The organism is Acidovorax benzenivorans (genome assembly GCF_028680575.1).
Taxonomy (GTDB): Bacteria; Pseudomonadota; Gammaproteobacteria; order Burkholderiales; family Burkholderiaceae_C; genus Acidovorax; species Acidovorax benzenivorans.
Genome location: NZ_JAPCKI010000023.1, coordinates 32,862 through 56,126, shown reverse-complemented (window position 1 = coordinate 56,126; position 23,265 = coordinate 32,862). Strand labels below are relative to the sequence as shown.

The 23,265-nt window shown below is 63.5% G+C and carries 18 protein-coding genes and 1 pseudogene; 11 read left to right on the top strand and 8 right to left on the bottom strand.

Features of this window, described 5'->3' with window-relative positions; translation table 11 throughout:
- Positions 1–126 precede the first annotated feature (126 nt).
- The 5 genes from OIN59_RS23890 to OIN59_RS23870 all read right to left on the bottom strand — a co-directional run bounded on the left by OIN59_RS23890 (position 127) and on the right by OIN59_RS23870 (position 5,720).
- Positions 127–1,638, bottom strand: coding sequence for a sigma-54 interaction domain-containing protein (locus OIN59_RS23890; protein WP_274114512.1), 1,512 nt, complete (start codon positions 1,636–1,638; stop codon positions 127–129).
- A gap of 119 nt (positions 1,639–1,757) precedes the next feature.
- Positions 1,758–2,396, bottom strand: coding sequence for a DUF2325 domain-containing protein (locus OIN59_RS23885; protein WP_274114510.1), 639 nt, complete (start codon positions 2,394–2,396; stop codon positions 1,758–1,760).
- Between the two features lie 223 nt (positions 2,397–2,619).
- Entirely contained in the window at positions 2,620–4,125 is a 1,506-nt protein-coding gene (locus OIN59_RS23880) for a tripartite tricarboxylate transporter permease (RefSeq protein ID WP_274114508.1), read from the bottom strand.
- A 12-nt stretch (positions 4,126–4,137) separates the two neighbouring features.
- Positions 4,138–4,656: a tripartite tricarboxylate transporter TctB family protein gene (locus tag OIN59_RS23875; RefSeq protein ID WP_274114507.1), complete on the bottom strand. Its 519-nt coding sequence runs from the start codon at positions 4,654–4,656 to the stop codon at positions 4,138–4,140.
- Positions 4,657–4,760: 104 nt separating this feature from the next.
- A complete protein-coding gene (locus OIN59_RS23870) occupies positions 4,761–5,720 on the bottom strand; it encodes a Bug family tripartite tricarboxylate transporter substrate binding protein (RefSeq protein WP_274114505.1) in 960 nt (319 codons plus the stop codon).
- A 129-nt stretch (positions 5,721–5,849) separates the two neighbouring features.
- Here OIN59_RS23870 and OIN59_RS23865 point away from each other — a divergent pair, with 129 nt between their 5' ends.
- From OIN59_RS23865 to OIN59_RS23855, 3 genes are read left to right on the top strand one after another with little or no spacing between them, the layout of a single operon-like run.
- Positions 5,850–6,533 (top strand): response regulator transcription factor, encoded by a 684-nt coding sequence (locus OIN59_RS23865; protein WP_274114503.1) that lies wholly within the window; start codon positions 5,850–5,852, stop codon positions 6,531–6,533.
- Positions 6,530–7,969: a sensor histidine kinase gene (locus tag OIN59_RS23860; protein ID WP_274114501.1), complete on the top strand. Its 1,440-nt coding sequence runs from the start codon at positions 6,530–6,532 to the stop codon at positions 7,967–7,969. The genes OIN59_RS23865 and OIN59_RS23860 overlap by 4 nt, the downstream gene beginning before the upstream one ends.
- 17 nt (positions 7,970–7,986) lie before the next feature.
- Positions 7,987–8,418 (top strand): RNA-binding S4 domain-containing protein, encoded by a 432-nt coding sequence (locus OIN59_RS23855; protein WP_274114499.1) that lies wholly within the window; start codon positions 7,987–7,989, stop codon positions 8,416–8,418.
- Positions 8,419–8,500: 82 nt separating this feature from the next.
- Here OIN59_RS23855 and OIN59_RS23850 read toward each other — a convergent pair whose 3' ends face one another.
- A complete protein-coding gene (locus OIN59_RS23850) occupies positions 8,501–9,193 on the bottom strand; it encodes a hypothetical protein (RefSeq protein ID WP_274114497.1) in 693 nt (230 codons plus the stop codon).
- Between the two features lie 520 nt (positions 9,194–9,713).
- Entirely contained in the window at positions 9,714–10,835 is a 1,122-nt protein-coding gene (locus OIN59_RS23845) for an AraC family transcriptional regulator (RefSeq protein WP_274114495.1), read from the bottom strand.
- Between the two features lie 169 nt (positions 10,836–11,004).
- On the opposite strand from OIN59_RS23845, the gene OIN59_RS23840 reads away from it, so the two are divergent.
- The 5 genes and pseudogenes from OIN59_RS23840 to OIN59_RS25405 all read left to right on the top strand — a co-directional run.
- Positions 11,005–14,523: an indolepyruvate ferredoxin oxidoreductase family protein gene (locus tag OIN59_RS23840; RefSeq protein ID WP_274114493.1), complete on the top strand. Its 3,519-nt coding sequence runs from the start codon at positions 11,005–11,007 to the stop codon at positions 14,521–14,523.
- 21 nt (positions 14,524–14,544) lie between these two features.
- A complete protein-coding gene (locus tag OIN59_RS23835) occupies positions 14,545–15,921 on the top strand; it encodes an FAD-binding oxidoreductase (RefSeq protein ID WP_274114491.1) in 1,377 nt (458 codons plus the stop codon).
- A gap of 67 nt (positions 15,922–15,988) precedes the next feature.
- The gene (locus OIN59_RS23830; protein WP_274114489.1) at positions 15,989–16,855 is read left to right on the top strand and encodes a bile acid:sodium symporter family protein; all 867 of its coding nucleotides are present in this window, start codon (positions 15,989–15,991) and stop codon (positions 16,853–16,855) included.
- 82 nt (positions 16,856–16,937) lie between these two features.
- Positions 16,938–18,836, top strand: coding sequence for an amidohydrolase (locus OIN59_RS23825; protein ID WP_274114487.1), 1,899 nt, complete (start codon positions 16,938–16,940; stop codon positions 18,834–18,836).
- A pseudogene (locus OIN59_RS25405) lies at positions 18,812–19,033 on the top strand (DODA-type extradiol aromatic ring-opening family dioxygenase); the annotation flags it as partial. The gene OIN59_RS23825 and the pseudogene OIN59_RS25405, both read left to right, overlap by 25 nt.
- A gap of 93 nt (positions 19,034–19,126) precedes the next feature.
- Here OIN59_RS25405 and OIN59_RS23820 read toward each other — a convergent pair.
- Entirely contained in the window at positions 19,127–20,077 is a 951-nt protein-coding gene (locus OIN59_RS23820; protein ID WP_274114485.1) for a LysR family transcriptional regulator, read from the bottom strand.
- Between the two features lie 145 nt (positions 20,078–20,222).
- Between OIN59_RS23820 and hpaH the strand changes: the two genes are divergently transcribed.
- Genes hpaH through OIN59_RS23805 form a run of 3 tightly spaced genes read left to right on the top strand, consistent with a single transcriptional unit; the run spans position 20,223 to position 23,234 of the window.
- A complete protein-coding gene (gene hpaH, locus OIN59_RS23815; RefSeq protein ID WP_274114484.1) occupies positions 20,223–21,029 on the top strand; it encodes a 2-oxo-hept-4-ene-1,7-dioate hydratase in 807 nt (268 codons plus the stop codon).
- Positions 21,026–21,835 (top strand): 4-hydroxy-2-oxoheptanedioate aldolase, encoded by an 810-nt coding sequence (gene hpaI / locus OIN59_RS23810; protein ID WP_274114482.1) that lies wholly within the window; start codon positions 21,026–21,028, stop codon positions 21,833–21,835. The genes hpaH and hpaI overlap by 4 nt, the downstream gene beginning before the upstream one ends.
- Positions 21,825–23,234, top strand: coding sequence for an FAD-binding oxidoreductase (locus tag OIN59_RS23805; protein WP_274114480.1), 1,410 nt, complete (start codon positions 21,825–21,827; stop codon positions 23,232–23,234). The genes hpaI and OIN59_RS23805 overlap by 11 nt, the downstream gene beginning before the upstream one ends.
- Positions 23,235–23,265: the final 31 nt, after the last annotated feature.

Here is a 23,265-nt window from a genome sequence, read left to right as displayed (position 1 = left end):
GAACATTGCACAGTTCATGCCAACACGCAAGCCATTGATTTTTATGAAACTTCTGCTGACACCTGCGCGACACAGTCTAATTTATAGACAAATAAATTGCCCAAAAACCAGACAAATGTTCAATATTTATTCAGGGTTTTCCAGGCGTCCATAGAGCGTGGCCCGCGAGATGCCCAGCTGACGCGCCGTGGCGAGTTTGTTGCCACCATGGGCCTTGAGGGTTGCGGCAATGGCACGCCGCTCCAGCTCGGCCACCTGTTCGGACAGCGGCCGCAAGTACCGGCTTTCGTCCTCGGCATCGTCCATCGGGGCGGAGTCCTGCACGGGGGCGGGGGCTGCAGGCTCCACGCCGGCTTCACGCAACACGCGCTCCAGCTGCGCCGCATCGATGGACGGGGAGTCGCTGCGCATCACGGCCTGCTCCAGCACATTGCGCAGCTCGCGGATGTTGCCGCGCCAGGGCTGGCCCGCCAGCAGCGCCATGGCGTCGGGCAGCAACTCGGGAGGGGCTGTGCCGTTGCGCAAGGCCAGGTCTTCACCCAGCGCCTCCACCAGCGCCGGGATGTCGGTGCGTCGCGCCCGCAACGGTGGAACACGCACGGGCAACACGTGCAGGCGGTAGAACAAATCCTCGCGGAACCGGCCTTCGCGCACCAGGGTCGCCAGGTCGCGCGAGGTGGCGGCCAGGATGCGCACGTTGAAGGGCACCAGCTTGTTCGAGCCCAGCGGCTCGATCTCACCCTCCTGCAAGGCCCGCAAGAGCTTGGCCTGCAGGCTTTGCGGCATGTCGCCAATCTCATCGAGGAACAGCGTGCCGCCATCGGCCAGCTTGAATTTGCCATCGCGCCCCTTGCGGTCGGCGCCGGTGTAGGCGCCGGGGGCGACGCCAAAGAATTCGGATTCCAGCAGTGTGTCAGGCACCGCCGCGATGTTGACGCTCACGAAGGGGCCGCTCGCGCGGCTCGACGCCGCGTGGATGGCATGGGCCAGCAGCTCCTTGCCCGTGCCGGTCTCGCCCAGCAGCAGTACCGGGCTACTGGACTGCGCCGCACGCCGCGCCTGGCGCTTGACCTCGGCGGCGGCAGGACTCGACCCGATGAAGCTGGCAAAGGTGTACTTGGATCGGCGCTCGCCATCCCCCGCCACCGCCAGGCTGCGGCGGCGCTGGCTGGCCAGCTCGCGCCGGGCATCGTCCAGGTCGCGCTGCAGCAGCGCAAACTTGCTGATGAGTGGCTGCAGCGTGGTCTCGGGGTGGTCGAACAGCACGATGCCGATGGCGCCGATCACGCGATCGGCGTCGTCGCGCAGCGGGATGCGGCTGACCACAAAGGTGCCCGCCTTGTTGGTCAGCAGGTCGATCAGCACGGGCTGGCCGGTCTCCAGCACGCGGCGCATCTGTGTGTTGGGGATCACCTCCTCCACAGTGCGGCCGACAAATTGGTCCACCGACGAGAAGCCGAGATCGGGCAGGAAACGCTGGTAGCCCTCGTTCACCCACACGATGCGCCCGCTGCGATCCACCAGGAACATGCCCTGGCTGACGCTGGAGAACAGCTGGAACATGGAACGTGCCGCCAATTCAAGAATGCCCTGGGCATCCAGCGGCAGTGCGGGGGCGTCATCAGCAAGCAAGGGCATCTGCGGATGGTAGCGCGCTGGCAAGCCGCAGGGGCTGCCCCCAACAAGCAGCGGACGCCCATCACAACAGCGTTTTGCTATAAATTACATAGCTACTCAGGAAAGTAGCACCTGCGCTATCAGCCATTTTTATCTAAAACAGGGGCCAAAGAGGCATACGGGGGGGCATCACCTGTCGCCAGCGGCTGGTCCACCAGGATGCAAGGTTTGCCCGTGCGACGGCAATGGTCCTGCACGCGCCAGTAGGCATCGTGGCTGATACAACCCGTCTGGCAAATCACCAGGTCCGCAGCGGCCAGGCTCGCATCAAAGGCCCTATCGGCGTCTGCGTCCGACACGGCCTCGACGACCACGGGCACGAGCACCCTGCGGGAACGGGCCGGGGCATTCAGGGGCGCGGCAACGGTTGACCCACCCGGCCCCATGCCACCCAATGCCCCTGTGTCGGCCTGCGCGGCCAGTCGCCAGCGCAGGCATTCCCGCGACAAGGAGGCAATGCGCTCGGCCAGCGCGGCAATGTGGCGCGCCATGGCCTGGCGGCGCGACAGACCCGGGATGGCGGCCCGGGTCTGTGCCAGCTCGTCATGCGCCATGGCCAGCCGCGTGTCGCGCAACACCACGGCACCGCGCAGCCGTACCACCTCGGCCTGCAGCGCCTGGATCTCGGCGGCCTGCGCAGCCAGGGTGGCGCTGCAACGCCGCTGGACCTCACCCAGTTGGCGACAGAGCACCAGAAACTCCTGCGGAAATGAAGACATGCGCCCATCCTGCAAATAAGAACTATTCGCATTTTATGGTAGGATTCAGCCTGAGTTCACAGCAAGTCGCCTGGTGGGGAGGGCATCGGGAGCACAGCGCCCCGGAGTCTGGCTTGCTACACAATTCGTCGGCACGGATCCACCCGTGCCGTCTGGACGAAAAAAAACCGCGCCACCCGGCGCGGTTTTTTTATGGATGCGTGTCAGGGGCCACGCCACGGGCTCAGGCTTGCGCCAGCGCCATCTTGCGGGCCGCCCAGCGGCGCAGCAGACGCGGCACGATCAGCACCGCCAGCACGATGACGATCAGGGTGACCGAGCCTGGGCGCTCCAGGAAGATCGTCCACTTGCCCTCGCCAATCGACACCGCATTGCGCATCTGCGCCTCGGCCAAGGGCCCCAGGATCATGCCCACCACCACCGGTGCGGCCGGAAAGTCAAACCGGCGCATCACCACGCCCAGCAGGCCAATCGCATACAGCAGCACCAAGTCGAACGCGCTTTGACGCATGCCGTACACACCCAATGTCGAGAACACCAGGATGCCCGCGTACAGGTACGACTTGGGAATGTTCAGCAGCTTCACCCACAGGCCCACCAGCGGCAGGTTCAGGATCAGCAGCATCACGTTGCCGATGTACATCGACGCAATCAGCGCCCACACCAGCGCACCGTTGGTGTCAAACAGCTGCGGCCCGGGCTGGATGCCGTAGTTCTGGAACGCGCCCAGCAGGATGGCCGTGGTGTTCGATGTGGGGATGCCCAGCGTCAGCAGCGGAATCAGCGTGGCCGTGATGGCCGCGTTGTTCGCAGCCTCGGGGCCTGCCACCCCTTCAATGGCACCGGTGGTGCCGAACTCTTCCTTGTGCTTGCTCAGTTTCTTCTCGGCGGCATAGCTCAGGAAGGTCGGGATCTCGCTGCCGCCTGCCGGCACGGTGCCGAAGGGAAACCCGATGAATGTGGCGCGAATCCAGGCGGGCCAGGAACGCTTCCACTCTTCCTTGGTCATGTGCGTGCTGGTCAAGCGGTTCTGGGTCTCGTCGGTGCGGCCTTCGTACATCACGTTGTACAGCGCCTCACCCACGGCAAACAGCCCCACGGCAATCAGCACCACTTCAATGCCGTCCATCAGTTCGGGTACGCCACCGGTGTAGCGCGCCTGGCCCGTGATCTGGTCAATGCCGATCAGACCCATGGCCAAGCCCACAAACAACGCCACCATGCCGCGCAGCGTGCTCTTGCCCAGCACCGCACTCACGGTGGTGAAGGCCAGCACCATGAGCATGAAATACTCCGGCGGGCCCAGGCGGACAGCGTACTCGGCCACCAGCGGCGCACAGAAGGTGACCAAGATAGTGGCGATAGTGCCCGCCACAAACGAGCCAATGGCCGCCGTGGCCAGCGCCGCACCAGCGCGGCCATTCTTGGCCATCTTGTTGCCCTCCATGGCCGTGACCATGGACCCGGCCTCACCCGGGGTGTTGAGCAAGATGGAGGTGGTAGAGCCGCCGTACATGGCACCGTAGTAGATGCCGGCAAAGAAGATCATCGAAGCCGTGGCCTCGACCTTCACGGTAATGGGCAGCAGCATGGCCACCGCCACCGCCGGGCCAATGCCAGGCAAAACGCCCACGGCGGTGCCGATCATGCAGCCCACAAAGGCCCACATCAGGTTGATGGGTGTTGCCGCCGTGGCAAAACCCTGCATCAAAAGGTTTAACGTATCCATGACATGCAGGCTTTACAGCCACCCCGTGTTGGTCAGGCCGGGCAGGTTGATGGCCAGCAGTTGCGTAAACATCCAGTACACCGGGGCCGCTACCGCGATGCCGATGAAGGAATCCTTGATCCAGGCCTGCAGGCGCAGGTCCAGTTCGCCTTCCGAGCTCTTGAAACCCCGCACCGACAGCACAAAGCACAAAGCACAACTCAGGATGAAGCCCAGCGTGGTGATGAGCAAGGCATTGAGCAGAAGCCCTGCCGACACCCAGATGAAGCCCTTCCAGTGGGCGCGCTCATCGCCAGAGCCTTCTTCCATCTCGCGAAAACCGCCATTCAGCGCGTGCACCACACACAGCACGCCACAGATCAGGATGGCAATGCTGACCACCCAAGGAAAGAAGTTGGGGCCCACGCCGCCATAACCGGCCTCGGAACTGACCGAGCTGGCTCCCCAGGCCAGGCCCAGCGCCAACACCACCAGCCCCACCCCGATCAGGGTCTGCAAGGGCTTGGAGCGCGATGAATGTTGTTGTGTCATGTTTTTTCCTTCGCACCAACCAATGCACGGCGGCGCCAGACGCCCACCCACCCCACCCGGCAAGAGGGAGGGCGAGAAGACGGCTGCCGCGCCTTGCTTCGGGATCAGATCATTCCGGACTTGGCCATCGTGGCGCGCATGCTGGCGAACTCGGCATCCACGAAGTTGGCGAACTCGTCGCCAGCCATCCATGCGGGGGTCCAGCCGTTCTTTTCCATCGCGTCCTGCCAAGCCTTGTGCTTGAAGGTCTTGGCCAGCGCATCGATCAAGGCCTTGCGCTGTTCGGGCGTGATGCCTGGCGCGCCGTACACGCCGCGCCAGTTGCCGATTTCCACGTTGATGCCTTGCTCCTTGAGCGTGGGCACGTTCACGCCCTTGAGGCGGGTGCCCGATGTCACGCCCACTGCACGCATCTTGCCGGCCGAGATGTACTCGGCAAACTCGCTGTAGCCGCTGCCGCCCACAGTGACATTGCCACCCAGGATGGCGGCGGTGGCCTCACCGCCCCCACGGAACGCCACATAGTTGATCTTGGCAGGGTCTACACCCACTTCGCGGGCGATCATGGCCGCCGCGATGTGCTCGGTGGAGCCGCGCGAGCCGCCGCCCCACTTCACGCTGCCGGGGTCTTTCTTGAGCTGGTCCACCACGTCCTTCATGGTCTTGAAGGGCGAGTTGGCGGGCAGCACGAACACGTTGTATTCGCTGGTCAGGCGCGCCAGGGGCGTAACCTTGTCCAGGCCCACCGGAGGCTTGCCGGTGATGATGCCGCCCAGCATCACGGCGCCCATCACCATCAGGGCGTTCGGGTCGCCCTTGCTGGCATTGACGAACTGGGCCAGGCCAATCGCGCCCGCTGCGCCGCCCTTGTTGTCGTAGGACACCGACGATGCGGCGCCTGCATCCTGCATCGCCTTGCCCAGCGCGCGACCGGTGGAGTCCCAACCGCCCCCGGGGTTGGCGGGGATCATCATCTTGAGGGCGGCTGCCGTCTGGGCCGACACGGGCAACACGCCCGCGGCGGCCATGGCAGCCAGTGATTTCAGAAAGGTATCGCGACGCATGGTGTCTGTCTCCTGATAAGGTTTGCGAACCGCCTGATGATGCGCGCGCAGCCTGTCAAACGGCTGTCCTCAGACTCAGGGAAAACACTCATGCGCCTGTCCCAACGAGACGATGCTATGGTCCCGCGCATGCAATTGCTCCTCGTAGAAGACGACCCCACCATGCAAGCTACGCTGCACCGCGCACTGACCCGGCGTGGCATGGAGGTGACCGCCGTGGGCGACGGACGCGCAGCGCTGAGCCAATGGACCGCCCTGCTGCCCGACGCGGTCATCCTCGACCTCACCCTGCCCGGCCTGGACGGCCTGCAGGTGCTGCAACAAGCCCGATCGCGCGGCCTGCGCACGCCCGTACTGATCCTCACCGCACGCGGCACCGTGGGCGACCGCGTGGTGGGCCTGAATGCCGGTGCCGACGACTACCTGCCCAAACCGTTTGATCTGGACGAGCTGGAGGCACGCCTGCGCGCACTGGTGCGCCGCAGCGCAGACCCTGCTGTTACGCCGCTGGCGCCCAGTACCGTGCAGATCGGAGCCATCCGCTACGACAAGGACAGCGGCGCGCTCTACCTGAACGGTGAGGTGATGGAACTCACCCCCCGCGAGCTGGCGCTCATGCACGCACTGCTCGCGCAACCCGGGCACGCAGTGACCAAAGAGCGACTGTATGAGCTGGTGTTCCCAGGCCAGCTGGACGTGCAGTACGAAGCCATCGAGGTCGTGGTGTACCGACTGCGCAAGAAGCTGGCGGGCACAGGCCTGACCCTGATGACGTTGCGCGGACTGGGCTACCTGCTGCGGGCCGACACATGAGCCAGGACAGTGTGCGCCACCATTCGCTGCGACGGCGCCTGCTGCTGGGCATTCTGCTGCCCGTGGCTTTGTTCATCGGCTTCAACACCTGGAGCCTGTACCACCAGACGCTGGCGTCGCTCAACACCGCCTACGACCGCACCCTGCTGGCATCTGCCAAAAGCATCAGCGAGCAACTCGATGTGAAAGGCTTTGACGATACGGCGCAACTGCGCGCCATCGTGCCTTACTCGGCCCTGGAGGCCTTTGAGGCTGACAACCAAAGCCAGATGTTCTACCGCGTCTCGACCCTGAAAGGCGAGATCGTGTCAGGCTTTGAAGACCTGCCGATGTGGCACGGCAGCATCCCTGCCCGCCCGCCCTACGCAGCCCTGGTGGACTTTTACGACGATCGGTTTCGCGACCGCGATGTGCGCGTGGCCGTACTGCTGCAGCCGGTGGCCAGCTCTCAGGGCCGGGCCATGGCCGTGATTCAGGTGGCCGAGACGCTGGAGGTGCGCGAAACCCTGGCCCTGCAAATCTTGCGAAACACCCTGCTCCGCCAGGCCCTGCTCATTGCGGTGATCGCATTCACCGTGGTGCTGGTGGTGCAGCGCGCAACCCAGCCTGTGCGCCAGCTGAGCCAGCAACTGCAGGCCCGGCGTGAAGGCGACCTGAGCCCCATCGCCGCACCCCTGGCCCCGCGCGAGCTGCAGCCACTGGTGGACGCCACCAACGAGGTCATGCAGCGCCTGCGCCATCTGCTGCGGCACCAGAAGCGTTTTGTGCGCGACGCATCGCACCAGTTGCGCACACCGCTAGCGGTGCTCAAAACCCAGGTGCAATCAGCCCTGCGCGGCGACGTCGAGCCACAGCAAGCCCTGCACGAGATCAGTGACACGGTGGACCGCGCCACTCAGCTCGCCAACCAGATGCTGGCACTGGCCAAGGTGGAGCAGCTACGCCAGCAAAGCGCGCCCCCCACCACCCGGTTCGACGACATCCTGCGTGCCGTGGCGCTGGAGATTTCGCCGCTGATTGCCCAACGCGATCTGGACTTCGGCATCCACACCGAGCCCGCACTGGTGCAGTCCCACGAGTGGATGCTGCGCGAGCTGAGCCGCAACCTGCTGCATAACGCCGTGCGCCATGCGCCGCCGGGCAGTGAACTGACGGTGGACCTGCGCAGCGACGGACGGCATGTGGCGCTCACGATCAGCGACCACGGCCCAGGCATTGATGACGAGCTGGCGGCCCGGCTGTTCCAGCCCTTCTCGGCGGGCGACGTGCGCACGGGCAGCGGCCTGGGTTTGGCCATCTGCCACGAGATCGTGCAAGCACTGGAAGGCAGCATCGCCCTGACCAACCGGGTGCAGGGCCACAAGGTGACTGGGCTGGACGCCATCGTTCGCCTGCCGCTGCCTGCGCCTCTGACTGACAGCACACCGGTGGCATAGACGGCACAATCTCGTCCATGAATACCTTGGAGACGATGCGGCTGGACAAGTGGCTCTGGTGCGCCCGCTTTTACAAAACCCGCAGCCTCGCCACCGAAGAGATCGGCAAGGGCCGCGTCACCGTCAATGGCCAACTGACCAAACCCGCGCGCGACCTACGCTGCGGCGACACGGTGGCGTTGCGACAGGGGCCGGTTGCCCGCACGGTGCGGGTGTTGGGCCTGAGCGGCGCCCGTGGCCCAGCGCCCGTGGCCCAGCAGCTGTACGAAGAAACGCCCGATAGCATCGCCGCCCGCGAAAAAGCCGCAGAACTGCGCCGCCTGGCACCCGAGCCTGCAGCGACACTGCAAGAAGGCCGCCCTACCAAACGCGACCGCCGCGAGCTCGACAAGGTGAGCAACAAAGGAAGCGATTGGGGCAGCCGCTGGAGTGCGTCGATCGACGAGTGAGGGATGAAGGCGCCGGACACCGATCCCGTGTCCAAAGGTGACGGCTCACTCACGGCCACTCAGGGTACTGCGGGGCTGTTCCTCAGTGGCCATGGAGGCCCACTGGCCGACGTATCCTGAGTTTGAAACGGGACATCACCAACACAGCGTGGGGCGCACTGCGTGGCAGCAACTCTTCCACGCAACCCGTGGCGGCTGGAGGCACAAAACCAGCAGCAATACCACCCATTGCGGCCTTGGAGCCTCCCATCCAATTCCACCCCCACTCAGCCCCCTCAATACCTCCTGCAAACAGCAAACTGCTCTTTGCCGATCCACCCGCGCGGATCTCAACCCACATGCTGTTGGCAAAGGCCCCACGCCGATAACCCGCTGTGATGCGCAGCGTAAACACAGGGTGCTGAACCGGATCGAAGCCCGCACCCGAGGTGTTGGCAATGGCGGCCAATGTCGGCATGGCAGTCCCGTTCCATCCCTCGGCCATCACCACACCATCGCCAAAAACGATGACACCACGCGCAGCCGACCACAGGTTCTTGCCGTAACGGAAGATGGGCCCGCAGTGGGGGTTGTAGCTGCCCTGCCCACCCTCGCAATCGAGCGCAAAGACGATGTGGTGACCGCCGTTGGCAAAAAACCTGGAAGCATCGACGGTGCACAACAAGTCGGCGCAATGCGAAGGCGCTAAGCCCTCAGCCCGAGGCAAATAACAAAAGGCCAGATCGTTAAACGCCAAGCTGAGCTCGCGGGATGGCACTGTGCGGTGGTACGTCATGGAGCCCCTCTTCTTCCGTGCATGCATTGACCACCAGCATACCGGGCGATGCCATCACGCTCTGCCGCGTTGCCTGCCTCGCGCCGCCATCGCCTCGCAGCGCGAGTGCGCCTCGCCTTGAAAGGTTCACAAACGAAAAAAAGCCCGCACAGGGCGGGCTGAAACCTTGCCAGAGTTCTCCAGAACATCGCTCCACAACAATACAAAGCAAAGGCTGGCGAAGTGTGATGAATATCCCGAAAAACGGACAAGGCTCTTAGGACCAGATGATTGGGCACGAAACCCGGTCCGTTGGGTATTCGGGAATCACCTATGCACAGGGCGAGTCCTGCAGAATTTCTGCGAGTTGAGTGGACTTTCCAAAGAAAAAGCCCCAAATGTGTCCGCGCCGAAGTAGATCCGCACCCCCTACCTACAAAACTGGCTCAGTTTCCGGTCGGCGCCAACAGACAGGGTTTTGTTAGCCGCTCTTAACAGGTATCAGATGCCTGATGGCGAGGCATGTACGCAGCGGACACGGTCAAGCCTGGCGTGTGGCGCTGCCATTGACCAACACACTTTGCTGATAAGCGCCCAGGGTCTTGCCGGTCCAGCGCTTGAACGCCCGCCTGAAATTGGTGACGTCCGAAAATCCCAGGGCGGCGGCGATATCGTCGTGGTGCAGGTAGCCGGTGTGCAGGTAGTCGATCGCCAACGCCTGGCGCACCTGGTCGAACAGGTCGCTGTACGAGGCGTTTTCAGCATCGAGCTTTCTGCGCAGGGTACGTGAGGTCATGCACAAGGCGCTGGCGACCTGTTCGATGTCGGGGAACTGCCCCGGCGTGCGCGTCAGTTCGCCGTAGACCAGGCTACTGATGCCGGACTTGCGCTGCAAGTCCTCCAGCATCGCGGCGCAGCTTCTGGACGCCTGGGCGGCGGCGATGGGGTTTGCCAGTGGCGGTGCCAGCGTCAGCCAGGCAGCCGGGTAGTGCAGCTCATTAACCCCCTGGTCAAACTCCACCGGGCAGTTGAACACCGCGGCCATCTCCTGCACATACGACGGGGCTGGACCTTCCATCCGGACCCGTGCCGGGACGCACCAGTCGCCCATGATGTCGCGCGTGATCGTGACCTGGCAGGCCAGCTGCAGATCCACCAGAAAGCGGTAGTGCTCGGCGCTCAGGCGGTCCAGCGCAACCTTGCTGTTTTTGGAGAACTGCCAGACGACGTCGGCGCCCTGCTGCACCCAGTCGACCTGCATGGTGGCGTTGGCAAGCTGGTGGTAACGCACGCCGGTGTCAAACGCATGGCGCAGCGACACAGCGCAGAGCAGTGCGTAGCCGAACATGCCGATGCTGGACGCATGCAGATGCTGCCCGGCACGCAGGCCGGCCGCAGTATCGGGACGTAAGCGTGCGGCATGGCGCGTGGCGGTCAGGTACTGTGCCGACGAGGTCAGCGTATCCGGGTTGGTCAGGTCATCGACTCGCAGCCCCGTATCCGCCAGCACATCCGCCGCTGCGACGCCGAATTCGTGCATGGCCAGCACCACTGCGTAGAGCTTGGCCGGGGAGTAGACGTGCGACTCGGACGCAGCGGCGTGTGCATTGGCATTGCCGGTGCGCGCACGTGCACGTGGGTGAGCTGCAGTTTCAGTCCGCATTTTTTCTCTTTGCCTCCAACACCTGGGGCCTGCACAAATTTCTGGCGCAGGTGCAGGCCGCATTTTGTCCGAAATGGACACCGTCTGTCCTGCGCGCACCTTGAGCGTCCTTGTTGAACCAGAGATATTTCTTGGAACGTGTAACCCATAACAAAGACGGAGACAAGGCATGCAGCAAACCCTCGCCGAAACGGCGCCGAGCAACACGCCCCTGGCAAACCCGGACGTGAAGTTGGACGATAAGTACCGCAAGCAGCAGGGCCGGATCTTTGTATCGGGCACCCAGGCCCTGGCGCGCCTGCCGATCCAGCAGCGCATGCGCGACGCGGCCGAGGGCAAGAACACCGGCGGCTACATCTCGGGCTACCGCGGCTCCCCGCTAGGCCGCTACGACATGGACCTATGGCAGGCCAAGGCCGTGTTGAAGGAACACAACATCGTCTTTCAGCCCGGCATGAACGAGGACCTGGCGGCCACCGCCATCTGGGGCTCCCAGCACGTGGGCAACTTCCCCGGTGCGCGGGTGGACGGGGTTTTTGGCATCTGGTACGGCAAGGGTCCGGGGGTGGACCGCAGCGTCGATGCGCTGCGCCACGCAAACACCGCAGGCACCTCGCCGCTGGGCGGTGTGATTGCCCTGGCCGGGGATGACCACGGCGCCAAGTCCTCCACCATCGCCAATTTCTCCGACCAGCTGTTCATAGCCACCGGCATGCCGGTGCTGTACCCGTCGAACACCCAGGAACTGCTGGACTTCGGGCTGCACGGCATTGCCATGTCCCGTTTTTCGGGCTGTTGGGTCGGCATGAAGGTGGTGACCGATGTGGTCGAAGGCGGCGGCACCATCCGCGTGGCGCCCGATTGGCCGCCCATCACCCTGCCGCCCGTGCCGTCGCTTCCGGCTCCCAACCCGTTTGGCGCACCCAGCCTGAATATCCGCACCTTCGACATGCCCCTGATCGGCGAAGACCGGCTCTACAACCACAAGCTCGCCGCCGTGATGGCCTACGCACGGGCCAACGGCCTGAACCGCGTTACGCACGCTGCGGCCCAGCCGCGCCTGGCCATTGTGGCGGCGGGCAAGGCCTACCAAGATGTGTTGCAGGCCGTCATGGAACTGGGCTGGGACGACGCGCAACTGGCCGCCATGGGCATACGCATTGCCAAGGTCGGCATGCTGTGGCCGCTGGACCCGGAGTTCGTCCGCGAAGCGGCACAGGACGCCGCGATGCTGGTGGTGGTGGAAGAAAAGCGCCCCCTGCTCGAAGACCAGATCAAGTCCATCCTCTACGACCTGGGGTTGCCAATCGCGCCAAAGGTCATCGGCAAGAGCGCGGGCGCTCCCACCTATGGCGGCACGGCGGCGCGCGTGTTCCCCAACAACGCCGAGATTTCGCCGCTGATCGTGGCCAAGGTGCTGACCGATCTGCTGCGCCAGCTGGACCCGGCCTGCGGTCTGGCGCCCATCACCCTGCCCGGCCCGAAGCCGCCGCAGCCGCAACGCAATGCCAGCTTCTGTTCGGGCTGCCCGCACAACCGATCCACCAAGGTGGTGGACGGCTCGCGCGCGCTGGCCGGCATCGGCTGCCACACCATTGCCATGCTGCTCGACCCCAAGAAGACCGGCACCGTGTCGCAGATGGGCGGTGAAGGCGTGATGTGGCTGGGCCAGTCGCCCTTCACCGACGAATCGCATGTGTTCGCCAACATGGGCGACGGCACCTATTTCCACAGCGGCTTCCTCGCCATCCGCCAGGCTATTGCCGGCAAGGTCAACATGACCTACAAGCTGCTGGTCAATGGCTTTGTGTCGATGACCGGGGGCCAGCCCATCGACGGCGACCTGGGCATTCCGCAGACCATTGCCGAGCTGCTGGCCGAAGGCGTGCGCGAAATTGCGCTGGTCAGCGACGAGCCTGAAAAATACCAGGGCAGCCAGTTTGGCCCCCAGGTCTCGGTGCACCACCGCGACAACCTGGAGGCGGTGCAACTGCACCTGCGCACGGTCCAGGGTGTGACCGTGATGATCTACGAACAGCCTTGCGCCACGGAACGCCGCCGCCTGCGCAAGCGCGGCAAATGGGCCGACCCGGCCAAGCGCTCCTTCATCAACGCCGCGGTGTGTGAAGGCTGCGGCGATTGCAGCACGGCCTCCAACTGCCTGTCCATCGAACCGCTGGAAACACCGCTGGGCCGCAAGCGCCAGATCAACCAGAGCAGCTGCAACAAGGACTACACCTGCGTGGAAGGTTTTTGCCCCAGCTTCGTCACGGTGCACGGCGGCACCCTGCGCAAGCCGGTCAAGGCTGGCGCAGGCACGCAGCCGGCCCTGCCCGTGCCACCCATGCCAGATGTGCAACGCCCCACGCGCAGCATGTCGGTGCTGGTGGCGGGCATCGGCGGCACCGGCGTGGTCACCATCGGGCAAATCCTGGGCATGGCCGCGCACATCGACGGCCTGGCCTGCTCGATCCTGGATATCACCGGCCTGTCGCAAAAATACGGTGCCGTGCTCTCGCACGTGCACATCGCGGCCGACGCCAGCCAGTTGCACGCCACGCGCATCGCACCGGGCCAGGCCGACACCGTGATCGGCTGCGACCTGATCGTTTCCGCCGGTGACGAAGCCTTGTCCCGCATGCAGAGCGGTCGCACCCGCGCCGTGGTCTGCACCGATGTGATTCCAACCTCGGATTTCTCGCGCAACCCGGATTGGTCGGTGGACGGCGACGCCATGCTGAAAAACATCCAGGCGGCCTGTGGCGACGCGGTGTTTGCGGCCAATGGCATCGAGCTGGCCAAGGCCCTGCTGGGCGACAGCGTGGCGGCCAATATGTTCATGCTGGGCGCGGCCTGGCAGCGCGGCTGGATTCCGGTCTCGCTGGCCGCGCTGGACCGGGCCATTGAACTCAACGGCACGCAGGTGGAATTCAACCGCAATGCGTTCCTGTGGGGCCGCCGCGCCGCCACCGACCTGGCCTCCGTGCGCGACCAGGCTACCCCGACTGCGGTGGTGAAGTTCGTGCCACGGGAGCGCGAAACACTAGCGCAGTTGACCGCGCGCCATGCCAAGTTTTTGGCCGAATACGACGGCGTCGCCTACGCCCAACGCTACCGCAGCCTGGTCGAGCGGGTGGCCGCGCTGGACTCGCGTTTGAAGGCTCACGGGCGCTTGGCCCAGACGGTGGCGATCAGCTATTTCAAGCTGCTGGCCATCAAGGACGAGTGGGAGGTGGCGCGGCTCTACACCTCGGACGCCTTCGCGCAACAGCTACAAAGCACCTTCGAAGGTGACTTCAAGCTCCACTTCCATCTGGGAGCCTGGCCTTTCGCCCGGAAGGACGCCGTCACGGGCAAGGTGCGCAAGACCGAGCTCGGCCCCTGGGTGATGAGCGTATTCAAACTGATGAACACGTTGCGCGGCCTGCGCGGATCATGGTTGGACCCGTTTCGCAACAACGCCGAACGCCAGCTGGCGCACCGGCTTCTGGATGAATTCGAACATGACATCGAAGACCTGCTGGCCCAGCCCGGCAAGCGTCCGCTGGATCTAGTGCTCAAGCTGGCTGCCTTGCCGCAAACGATACGCGGCTATGGCCATGTGCGCGAGGCGGCTGCCCAGAAGGCCGCCGCCGAGCGGGCTGAACTGCTGGCAGCCCCGGTTGAGCAAACCATTCAAGCGGCCTGAGCGGGCGCACAAGGAGACGGTATGAACATTGTCGAATCTCTTCGTGCGCTGGTGGACGAAACCGCGGTGTTGGACGCCACGACGCTGGCCACGCGCAGCGCAGGCGCTCACCGTGCGGACACGCTGACGGCACAGGCCATGGTGCGGCCGTCCACCACCGAGGAGGTTTCCACGGTGCTGGCCTGGTGCCATGCGCAGGGCATTGGCGTGGTGACGCAGGGCGGGCTGACCGGCCTGGTGCACGGTGCCGATGCATCCACGGCAGAGGTCATTCTTTCCCTGGAGTCCATGCGCCGCATTGAAGACATCGATGTCCGTCAGCGCACGGCAACGGTGCAGGCGGGTGTGGTGCTGCAAGCGCTGCAAGAGGCCGTGGATGCCCATGACCTGATCTTCCCGCTGGACCTGGGGGCCCGCGGCTCGGCCACGCTGGGGGGCAATGCCGCGACCAATGCCGGCGGCAACCGGGTGATCCGCTACGGAATGATGCGCGATATGGTGCTGGGCCTGGAGGCCGTGCTGGCCGACGGCACGGTGGTGTCGTCCATGAACCGGCTGATCAAGAACAACACCGGCTATGACCTGAAGCAGCTGTTCATCGGCTCGGAAGGCACCTTGGGTGTCATTACGCGGCTGGTGCTGCGGCTGCGTGAAAAACCGCAAAGCCACCAGGCGGCGCTGGTCGCGGTCGAGAGTTTCGATGCGGTGGCAAATCTGCTCAAGCACATGGACCGATCCTTGGGCGGCGCGCTGTCGGCCTTCGAGGTGATGTGGCAGTCTTTCTACCAGCTGGTCAGCACTCCGCCGGCCAAGGGCCAGCCGCCTATTGACGCAGGCTTTCCGTACTACGTGCTGGTCGAAAGCCTGGGCGCAGACCGTGAAGCCGACAGCCAGCGTTTCAATGCGGCGCTGGAAACGGCCCTGGAACACGGCCTGATCGCGGACGCCGCCATCGCGCACTCCGATGCCGATGTGCAGGCGTTCTGGGCGCTGCGCGACGATGTCATGCAAGTCACCGTGGGTGGCGCGCCGGTGGTCTTCGATGTGTCCTTGCCGATCGTGGAAATGGAGGCCTTTGTCGCCAGGCTACGCGCGGCCCTGCCGCAGGAGATTGGTGAACACCGGCTGTGGGTGTTCGGGCATTTGGGCGACGGCAATCTGCACGTGATCGTCCAGGTTCCCGCACCGGACTACCTGGCTCTGCGGCCCCGGATTGAAGCCCTGGTCTATGAGGGCCTTCGGGCGTTTTCCGGTTCGGTGTCGGCCGAACATGGCATCGGCCTGGAGAAAAAGCCCTGGTTGCCCATCAGCCGCAACCCCAATGAAATCGCATTGATGCGCACGCTGAAGCAGGCGCTCGATCCAAAGCACATCTTGAACCAGGGAAAGATTTTTTGACCGCCTCCCGGACTCAATTTGAAGTTCACTTGATTAACAAACCAATAACTATTTAGGAGATACCCCCATGCAAAGCGATATTGTTTCTACCATTTTCTTGCCGGCCAGTCTGGCATTCATCATGCTTTCACTCGGGCTGGGGCTTACCCCGGCCGATTTCCGGCGCATCGTGGCGCAGCCGCGCGCCCTGCTGGTTGGCGTGGGCTGCCACTTCGTGTTGCTGCCGCTGGTGTGCTACCTGATGGTGCAGACCTTCGGCATCACCGGTGCGTTTGCGGTCGGTTTCATGATTGTGGCCTCGTGCCCAACTGGTGCGACCTCGAACATCCTGACCTACATTGCGCGCGGTGACGTGGCGCTGGCCGTGAGCTTTACCGCCGTGGCCAGTGTGCTGACCATCTTCACGCTGCCCTTCATCGTGGCCTGGTCGCTGGGCCATTTCATGGGTACGCAACAGACGGTGGAGGTGCCCGTGCGCATGATGATGGGACAGGTCTTCATGATGCTCGCCTTGCCGGTGGGCGTAGGCATGCTGCTGCGCCACCTGTGGCCTGCCGCAACGCAACGCCGTGAGCCCGTGGCGACCCGCATTGCGACGGTTCTTTTCCTGATCATTCTGGTCCTGGCGATCATCAAGAACTGGCCCTTGTTGCGCGACAACTTCACCACCCTGGCGCCATTTGCCCTGGGTCTGAACCTGACCATGCTGGCCATTGGATTCATCGTTGCCTGGCTGGCACGTTTGTCGCGTCGCCAGTCGGTGACTTTGGGCATCGAGACCGCCATCCAAAACGCCGCACTGGCCTTGGTGATTGCCACCACGGTGCTCAAACAGGACGCCATGGCCGTGCCAGGCGTGCTCTATGGGGTGCTGATGTACGTGGGTGGATTGCTGTTCGCCAACATCATGCGCCGCTTCACGACAACAGCCTGAGAAAGAGACATCTTCCCCCCCCCACTGAAACGCACCCGTTCCAAATCTGTTCCCGATAAAAAATGATAAGAGGAGACATCCAATGAAGACAAAACAACTTATTTCCGCGGCAACACTCGCGCTCTGCGCCGCCATGGGCAGCGCCCAGGTTCCGGGCGGCTCCGATGCACCCGTGACGGTGTACACCGCCAAGAAGATCATCACCATGAATCCCGGCTGGCCGGAAGGTACAGCCGTGGCCGTGCAGGGAGAGCGCATCGTGTCAGTCGGCCGCACGCTGGAGGACCTCAAGCCCTGGACTGATCGCCACGCCACCATGATCGACCGCAGCTTTGAAGGCAAGGTCCTGGTGCCGGGTTTCGTCGATCCGCATCAGCACGTGCTGCCCATGGCCATCGTCGCTTCGCTGCCCAATGTCGCGTATTACGACACCGTCATGCCCTATGGCCCGGCGAAGAAGGGGCTCAAGACCAAGGAAGCGGTGATCGAGCGCCTGCGTGAATACGACCGCAACATGAAGAATCCCAACGACGTGCTGGTGGCCTGGGGCTACGACGCCGTGGCCAGTGGCGGCCACCTTGACAAGGCACAGTTGGATGCAATTTCGACCACACGGCCGATCTATGTCTGGGACGCTTCCGAGCACAACGGCTACCTGAACACGGCCATGCTCCAGCGCGCCAAGCTCACGGAAGCCTTCAAGAAGGTGCCGGGTGTCGAACTGGATGCCAATGGCGATTTCACCGGAATCTTCATCGGCAACAACGCCAGCTTGCCCATCCTTCTGCCGCTCGTTGGTGCCATGCTTTCACCGGAGAACCTGGGGCCCTTGCTGCAAAGCGGGGCGGACCTGATGCGCCGTGGCGGCATCACCTCCTACGGTGACCTGGCCTGGGGCATCGTCAACCGCAAGCTCGAAGAAGGCAAGGTGGCCGAATTCCTGCAACGGCCCAATGTGGCCTTGCGCACCAATGCCGTCATCAACGCAGCCACCTATGCGGCCTTGCCGAACTACATCGACTATGTCCGCGATCTGCAAAAGTCCAACACCAACAAGTTCCGCTACAGCGGCGCCAAGTTCTTCAGCGACGACTCCTTCGTTGCACTGGGCATGCAGATTGGCAGTCCGGGCTATGTCGACGGGCACAAGGGCATCTGGCTGACGCCACCCGAGCGCCTCGCCGCCGACATGGAGCCCTGGTGGAACGCAGGCTTTCGCATCCATGTGCACTCCAACGGGCAGGACAGCCAGAAAGCAGTCGCGGACACGTTGGCCAAGCTGCAGGCCGAGCACCCGCGCTTTGACCACCGCTTCACGGTTGAACACGTGGGCATCCTCGGTCAGACCGAGGCGGAAAAATTGGGCGCACTGGGCGCACAGGCCAGCGTCAACGGCTGGTATCCCTACCTGCGCGGTGAGTTCAATGCGCCACACTTCGGCACCGACCGCTCGCACAGCAGCTCACCCCTGCGCACCATGCTCAACGCCGGCATGAAGGTCGGTTTGCACCACGATACGCCGGTGGCCGCACCGCTGCCTCTGACCTCTATGTGGGTCGCCGTCAACCGTTTCGGGCAAAGCGGAAAGGTGATGGCAGCCGAGGAACGCGTCACGGCCCAGCAGGCCTTGCGCATGGTCACGCTGGATGCGGCACGCATGATTGGCATGGAAGACATTGTCGGCAGCATCGAGGCCGGTAAGATGGCCGACTTCACGGTGCTCGAAGAGAACCCGTTGGCCGTCAAGCCCGCGCACATCAAGGACATCAAGATCTGGGGCGTGATATTTGGCGGCAAGAAGCTGCCTGAAAGCGAGATCCGTCCGATGGCGTCGGTACAGGTGAACCCGCCGCAGGCCGCATTTGACCTGAACCAGGCCTCGCTCGTTCTGACATCGCACGCCAACCATGACGACATCCACGAGGTGCTCTACGAAGTGTTGGCGCAGGCCATTGCGTGGCAGGAAACCATGGCGCATTGATCGCCAGCGGCTCGCTATCCCATCGGATTCACGACAACCAGGACGTTCTAAACCGGCCTTACGAGATCAGCGACGAATTCAATCGGCAGTGCGACTTGCGTACCTTGGAGCTGTGGCAGGCGGGCCGCTGGGCGGAGTTCACGGCGATGCTCCCGAGCTATGCCAAAGCTTGCACTGACGAGGGATGGATGCACGACACGGCGATGCTTCTGGGTGCTCTGGGCTGGGGGAACTACAAGGCGCACGCAAACCTAGTCACGCCATATTTGTGGCCTCAGGGACCGGACAGGTTATCGCGCAGTTGCCCGTGGAGCCCGTGTCCGCCGAACTTGATCGACTTGCCACTGCTGAAGCCACTCCTTGAGAAACTCGGCAAACGCTTCCGCCGCCGGAGGGGCGGCGCGCACCGTGGACCGATAAATGCAGACCTGCCGAATCGCTTCCGGGTCTTTGACTCGCCGCATGACCAGGCCCAACGGCATTGCCATGACGGAGATGTAGGCCGGAGCCAACGTCGCCGCCAGACCTTGGGCTGCAATGCCTAGGGCGGTGGAGACGTTGTCAACCACGTCCACTGGAAGCACTCGCGAGCCTTCAGGGGCATTAAGGCGCATTTGCGCAACGCTTCGCTCATGGTCTCGCCCCGCAGCAACGATGTGAGCATTGCGCAAATCAGCCCATTTCAGGGACTTGCGCTGCGCCAAAGGATGCGCAGGCGAGCACCACAGTACCCACGGACTGTCAAAGACGGGAATGGTCTCAACGTGTTCGATGCCGCTGCGATCCGGCCCCACAGCCAAGTCCAAATCACCGCTGGCGACGCGATCCAAAAGGTCATCAACAGGGGTATCCCTGACACGAATGACGACCTTCGGACGGGTCTCGCAGAAGGCTTTGATTGCGGCAGGAAGAATGGCCCCCGCGAGCACCAGGGGCGCGCCGATACGCACGACGCCGGAGGCTCTGTTTCTGACGTCAGAAGCCGCTGATTCGGCCATGTGAACGTGTCTCAGCACTGATTTGACCGAGCCGAGAAAGTCTCTACCAGCACTGGACAGCTCTACACGTCTTGTATTGCGATCAAACACGCGAAAACCAATGGTGGACTCGAGCTCAGCAACGAGTTGACTGACTGCTGATGAAGACAACCCCATCTGTTCGCTCGCAGCTGCAAAGCTGCGCATTTCAGCAACGCTTGAGAAGGCTTCGAACTGCCTGAGGGTGAACCGCGTGAGAGCCATGCGTGAATTTTGCAGCTTGCGCCTTGCACCAGGTCAAATCAATTAGCCATTTTTACTTATTAATTCACCATTATTTGTCGATTGTCAATCGCAATTCGCAGCCAGATACTCCGGGCCTGCCATCAGCACCGACCAGGCCCATACCGTGAATCTCAGCCCCGCATTGCATACCGCGCTGGCGCGTCAGCTGCACGAGTCTCAGCGTACGCGCATCCAGCTTGAACACTTCTCGCGTCTTCAACCCACCATGGATATCGAAGACAGCTATGCCATCCAGAGCGCCTGGATGGCACTGTGCAAACAGGACGGCCGCAAAGTCATTGGCCACAAGATCGGGTTGACCTCCCGGGCCATGCAGATCTCGTCCCAGATCACGGAGCCTGACTATGGGACTCTGCTTGACGACATGCTGATCGCTGACGGATCGGAGATTCGTACTGACCGCTTCATCCTGCCTCGCTTGGAGGTGGAATTCGCGTTCATCCTGTCCAAACCCCTCAAAGGGCCGGGCATCACCATGTTCGATGTTCTCAACGCGACCGACTATGTTGTCCCGGCGCTGGAGCTCATTGATGCGCGCATCGAGCAATTCGACCGGCACACGCGCGCGCCGCGCAAGGTGCTGGACACGATTGCGGACAACGCAGCCAATGGCGCAATCATCCTGGGTGGCCGCCCCATGCGCCCGAACGAAGTGGACTGGCGTTGGGCCGGCGCCCTGTTGTTTAAGAACGGAGTGATTGAAGAGTCTGGCCTCGGGGCGGCCGTGCTCAACCACCCCGCCAACGGTGTCGCATGGCTGGCCAACCGGCTCGCGCCCTATGGGCAATCGCTCGCAGCCGGTGAAATCGTCCTGGGTGGCTCTTTCACGAGACCTGTCGCGTGTGCCGTGGGCGATGTGTTCCACGCGGACTACGGTTCCCTGGGCTCGATCTCTGCGAGGTTTTTATGACCCAGACGCCACGCAATACGTTCAAGGACGCGCTCCAGGCGAGTCGCCAGCTTGCAGGCCTGTGGCTCGGTCTCGCAGACCCCTATGCGACGGAGGTGTGCGCAGGGCTCGGTTACGACTGGCTGCTGATCGACGGAGAGCACGGCCCGAACGACCTGCGTTCCATGCTGGGCGCACTTCAGGCGGCGGAGCCCTACGACACGGAAGCGGTGGTGCGCATTCCGCACGGCGGTCCCGCGCTCATCAAACAAGTGCTGGAGATCGGCGCACGCACCCTGCTGGTCCCGATGGTGGAGACCGCAGAAGCCGCAAGCGCGCTGGCATCTGCCATGCGCTATCCGCCGCAGGGCATTCGCGGTGTGGGCAGCGGCCTGGCCCGGTCCTCCCGCTGGAGCCGTTATCCCAACTATCTGCACGAGGCCAATGACCGGATCTGCCTGCTGGTCCAGGTCGAGACGGCGGATGCCCTCGTGCAGCTGGATGCCATTGCGCAGGTCGAAGGGGTGGACGGCGTGTTCATCGGCCCTGCCGATCTGTCCGCTTCCATGGGCTATCTTGGGCAGCCATCGCACCCCGAGGTCAAGGCCGCTATCGAGAAGGCCATCCAGACCGTCCGCTCGCACGGCAAGGCCGCTGGCATCCTGTGCACCGATGAGGCCTTGGCGCGCCACTACACCTCGGTCGGTGCACAGTTTGTCGCCATCGGAGTTGATACGACGCTGCTTTCGCAGGCCGCCCGGGCCTTGCTGCAACGCTATCGCAACGACCTTGTGCCTACCAGCCCCGAGGTGCGCAATGGCTACTGAGCTGCACGCCGCTCTGCGGGCCGCATTTTCCGGACGCCTCTTCACGGAGGCTGAAGAGATGGCGCCGTTCCTCACGGACTGGCGTGGCAAATGGACGGGAACTGCGTTGGCCGTAGTGCAACCCGACGGCCCCCAGGACGCAGCGCACGTCATGCGGTGGTGCCATGAGCGGTGCATTCCGGTGGTACCCCAAGGGGGTAACACCGGATTGTCCGGAGGGGCTACGCCCGACGCTTCGGGCCGCTCCGTCGTTCTGTCGCTCTCCCGGCTCCAGAGCGTCCGCTCCGTCGATCTCCAGAACAACACCATCACCGTCGATGCGGGCGTCACGCTGCTGGCGCTCCAGGAGGCCGCACAGGCACAAGGCCGGATGTTCCCGCTGAGCCTGGCCGCCGAGGGGAGCTGCACGATCGGCGGCAACCTGGCCAGCAACGCAGGGGGCGTGCAGGTGCTCCGCTACGGCAACGCGCGCGAGCTTTGCCTGGGGCTGGAGGTGGTGACCGCGGAGGGTGAGCTGTGGGACGGTCTGCGAGGCCTGCGCAAGGACAACACTGGCTATGACCTGCGCGACCTGTACATCGGTAGCGAAGGCACGCTCGGCATCATCACCGGAGCGACCCTGAAGCTCTTCCCCCAGCCCAGGTCCCAGGTTGTTGCATGCGTGGCGGTGCCTGCACCCGCACAAGCGGTCGAGCTGCTGACCTTTGCGCAGGCACGCTTGGGTGCCATGCTCACCGCTTTCGAGTTGATGAGCGGCACCAGCCTTCAACTGGTCGAGAAGCATGTTCCGGGAAGCCGTATTCCGTTCGAAGAACGCAGTCCGTGGTACGTGCTGATGGAGCTTTCAGGGGAGCTGGATGACGCGCAGGCCACATCCAGCATGGAGTCGCTGCTGGAGGCTGCGTTCGACCAGTCCCTGATCACGGACGCAGCGCTGTCTTCCAGCTTGTCGCAGTTGCAGGCCCTGTGGGCGTTGCGCGAGAACATCTCCGAGGCACAAGGCGCTGAAGGCAAAACCATTAAGCATGACATTGCATTGCCTGCGTCGCGCATTGCTGAATTCATCGAGTCAACGGATGCGGCCATCCGGGCGCAGTCCAGTGGGGTCCGCCTTGTTGTCTTTGGCCATTTGGGCGACGGAAACCTGCACTACAACCTGTCTCCTGCCGAAGGCGACTCCCCCGCCGATTTTCTGGCCCTTGAGTCGGCGATGAATCGATTGGTTCACGACGCCGTGCATGCGCGTGGCGGCTCCATCTCTGCGGAGCACGGGTTGGGCGTGCTCCGGCGCGACGAGTCGGCTCGCTACAAGTCACCGGTGGAGCTCGACCTGATGCGCCGCATCAAGAGCGCGCTCGATCCGCATGGCTTGCTCAACCCCGGCAAGTTGCTGCCCTGATCGTCTTCTCTTTTTTCCAACCCGGATGGGA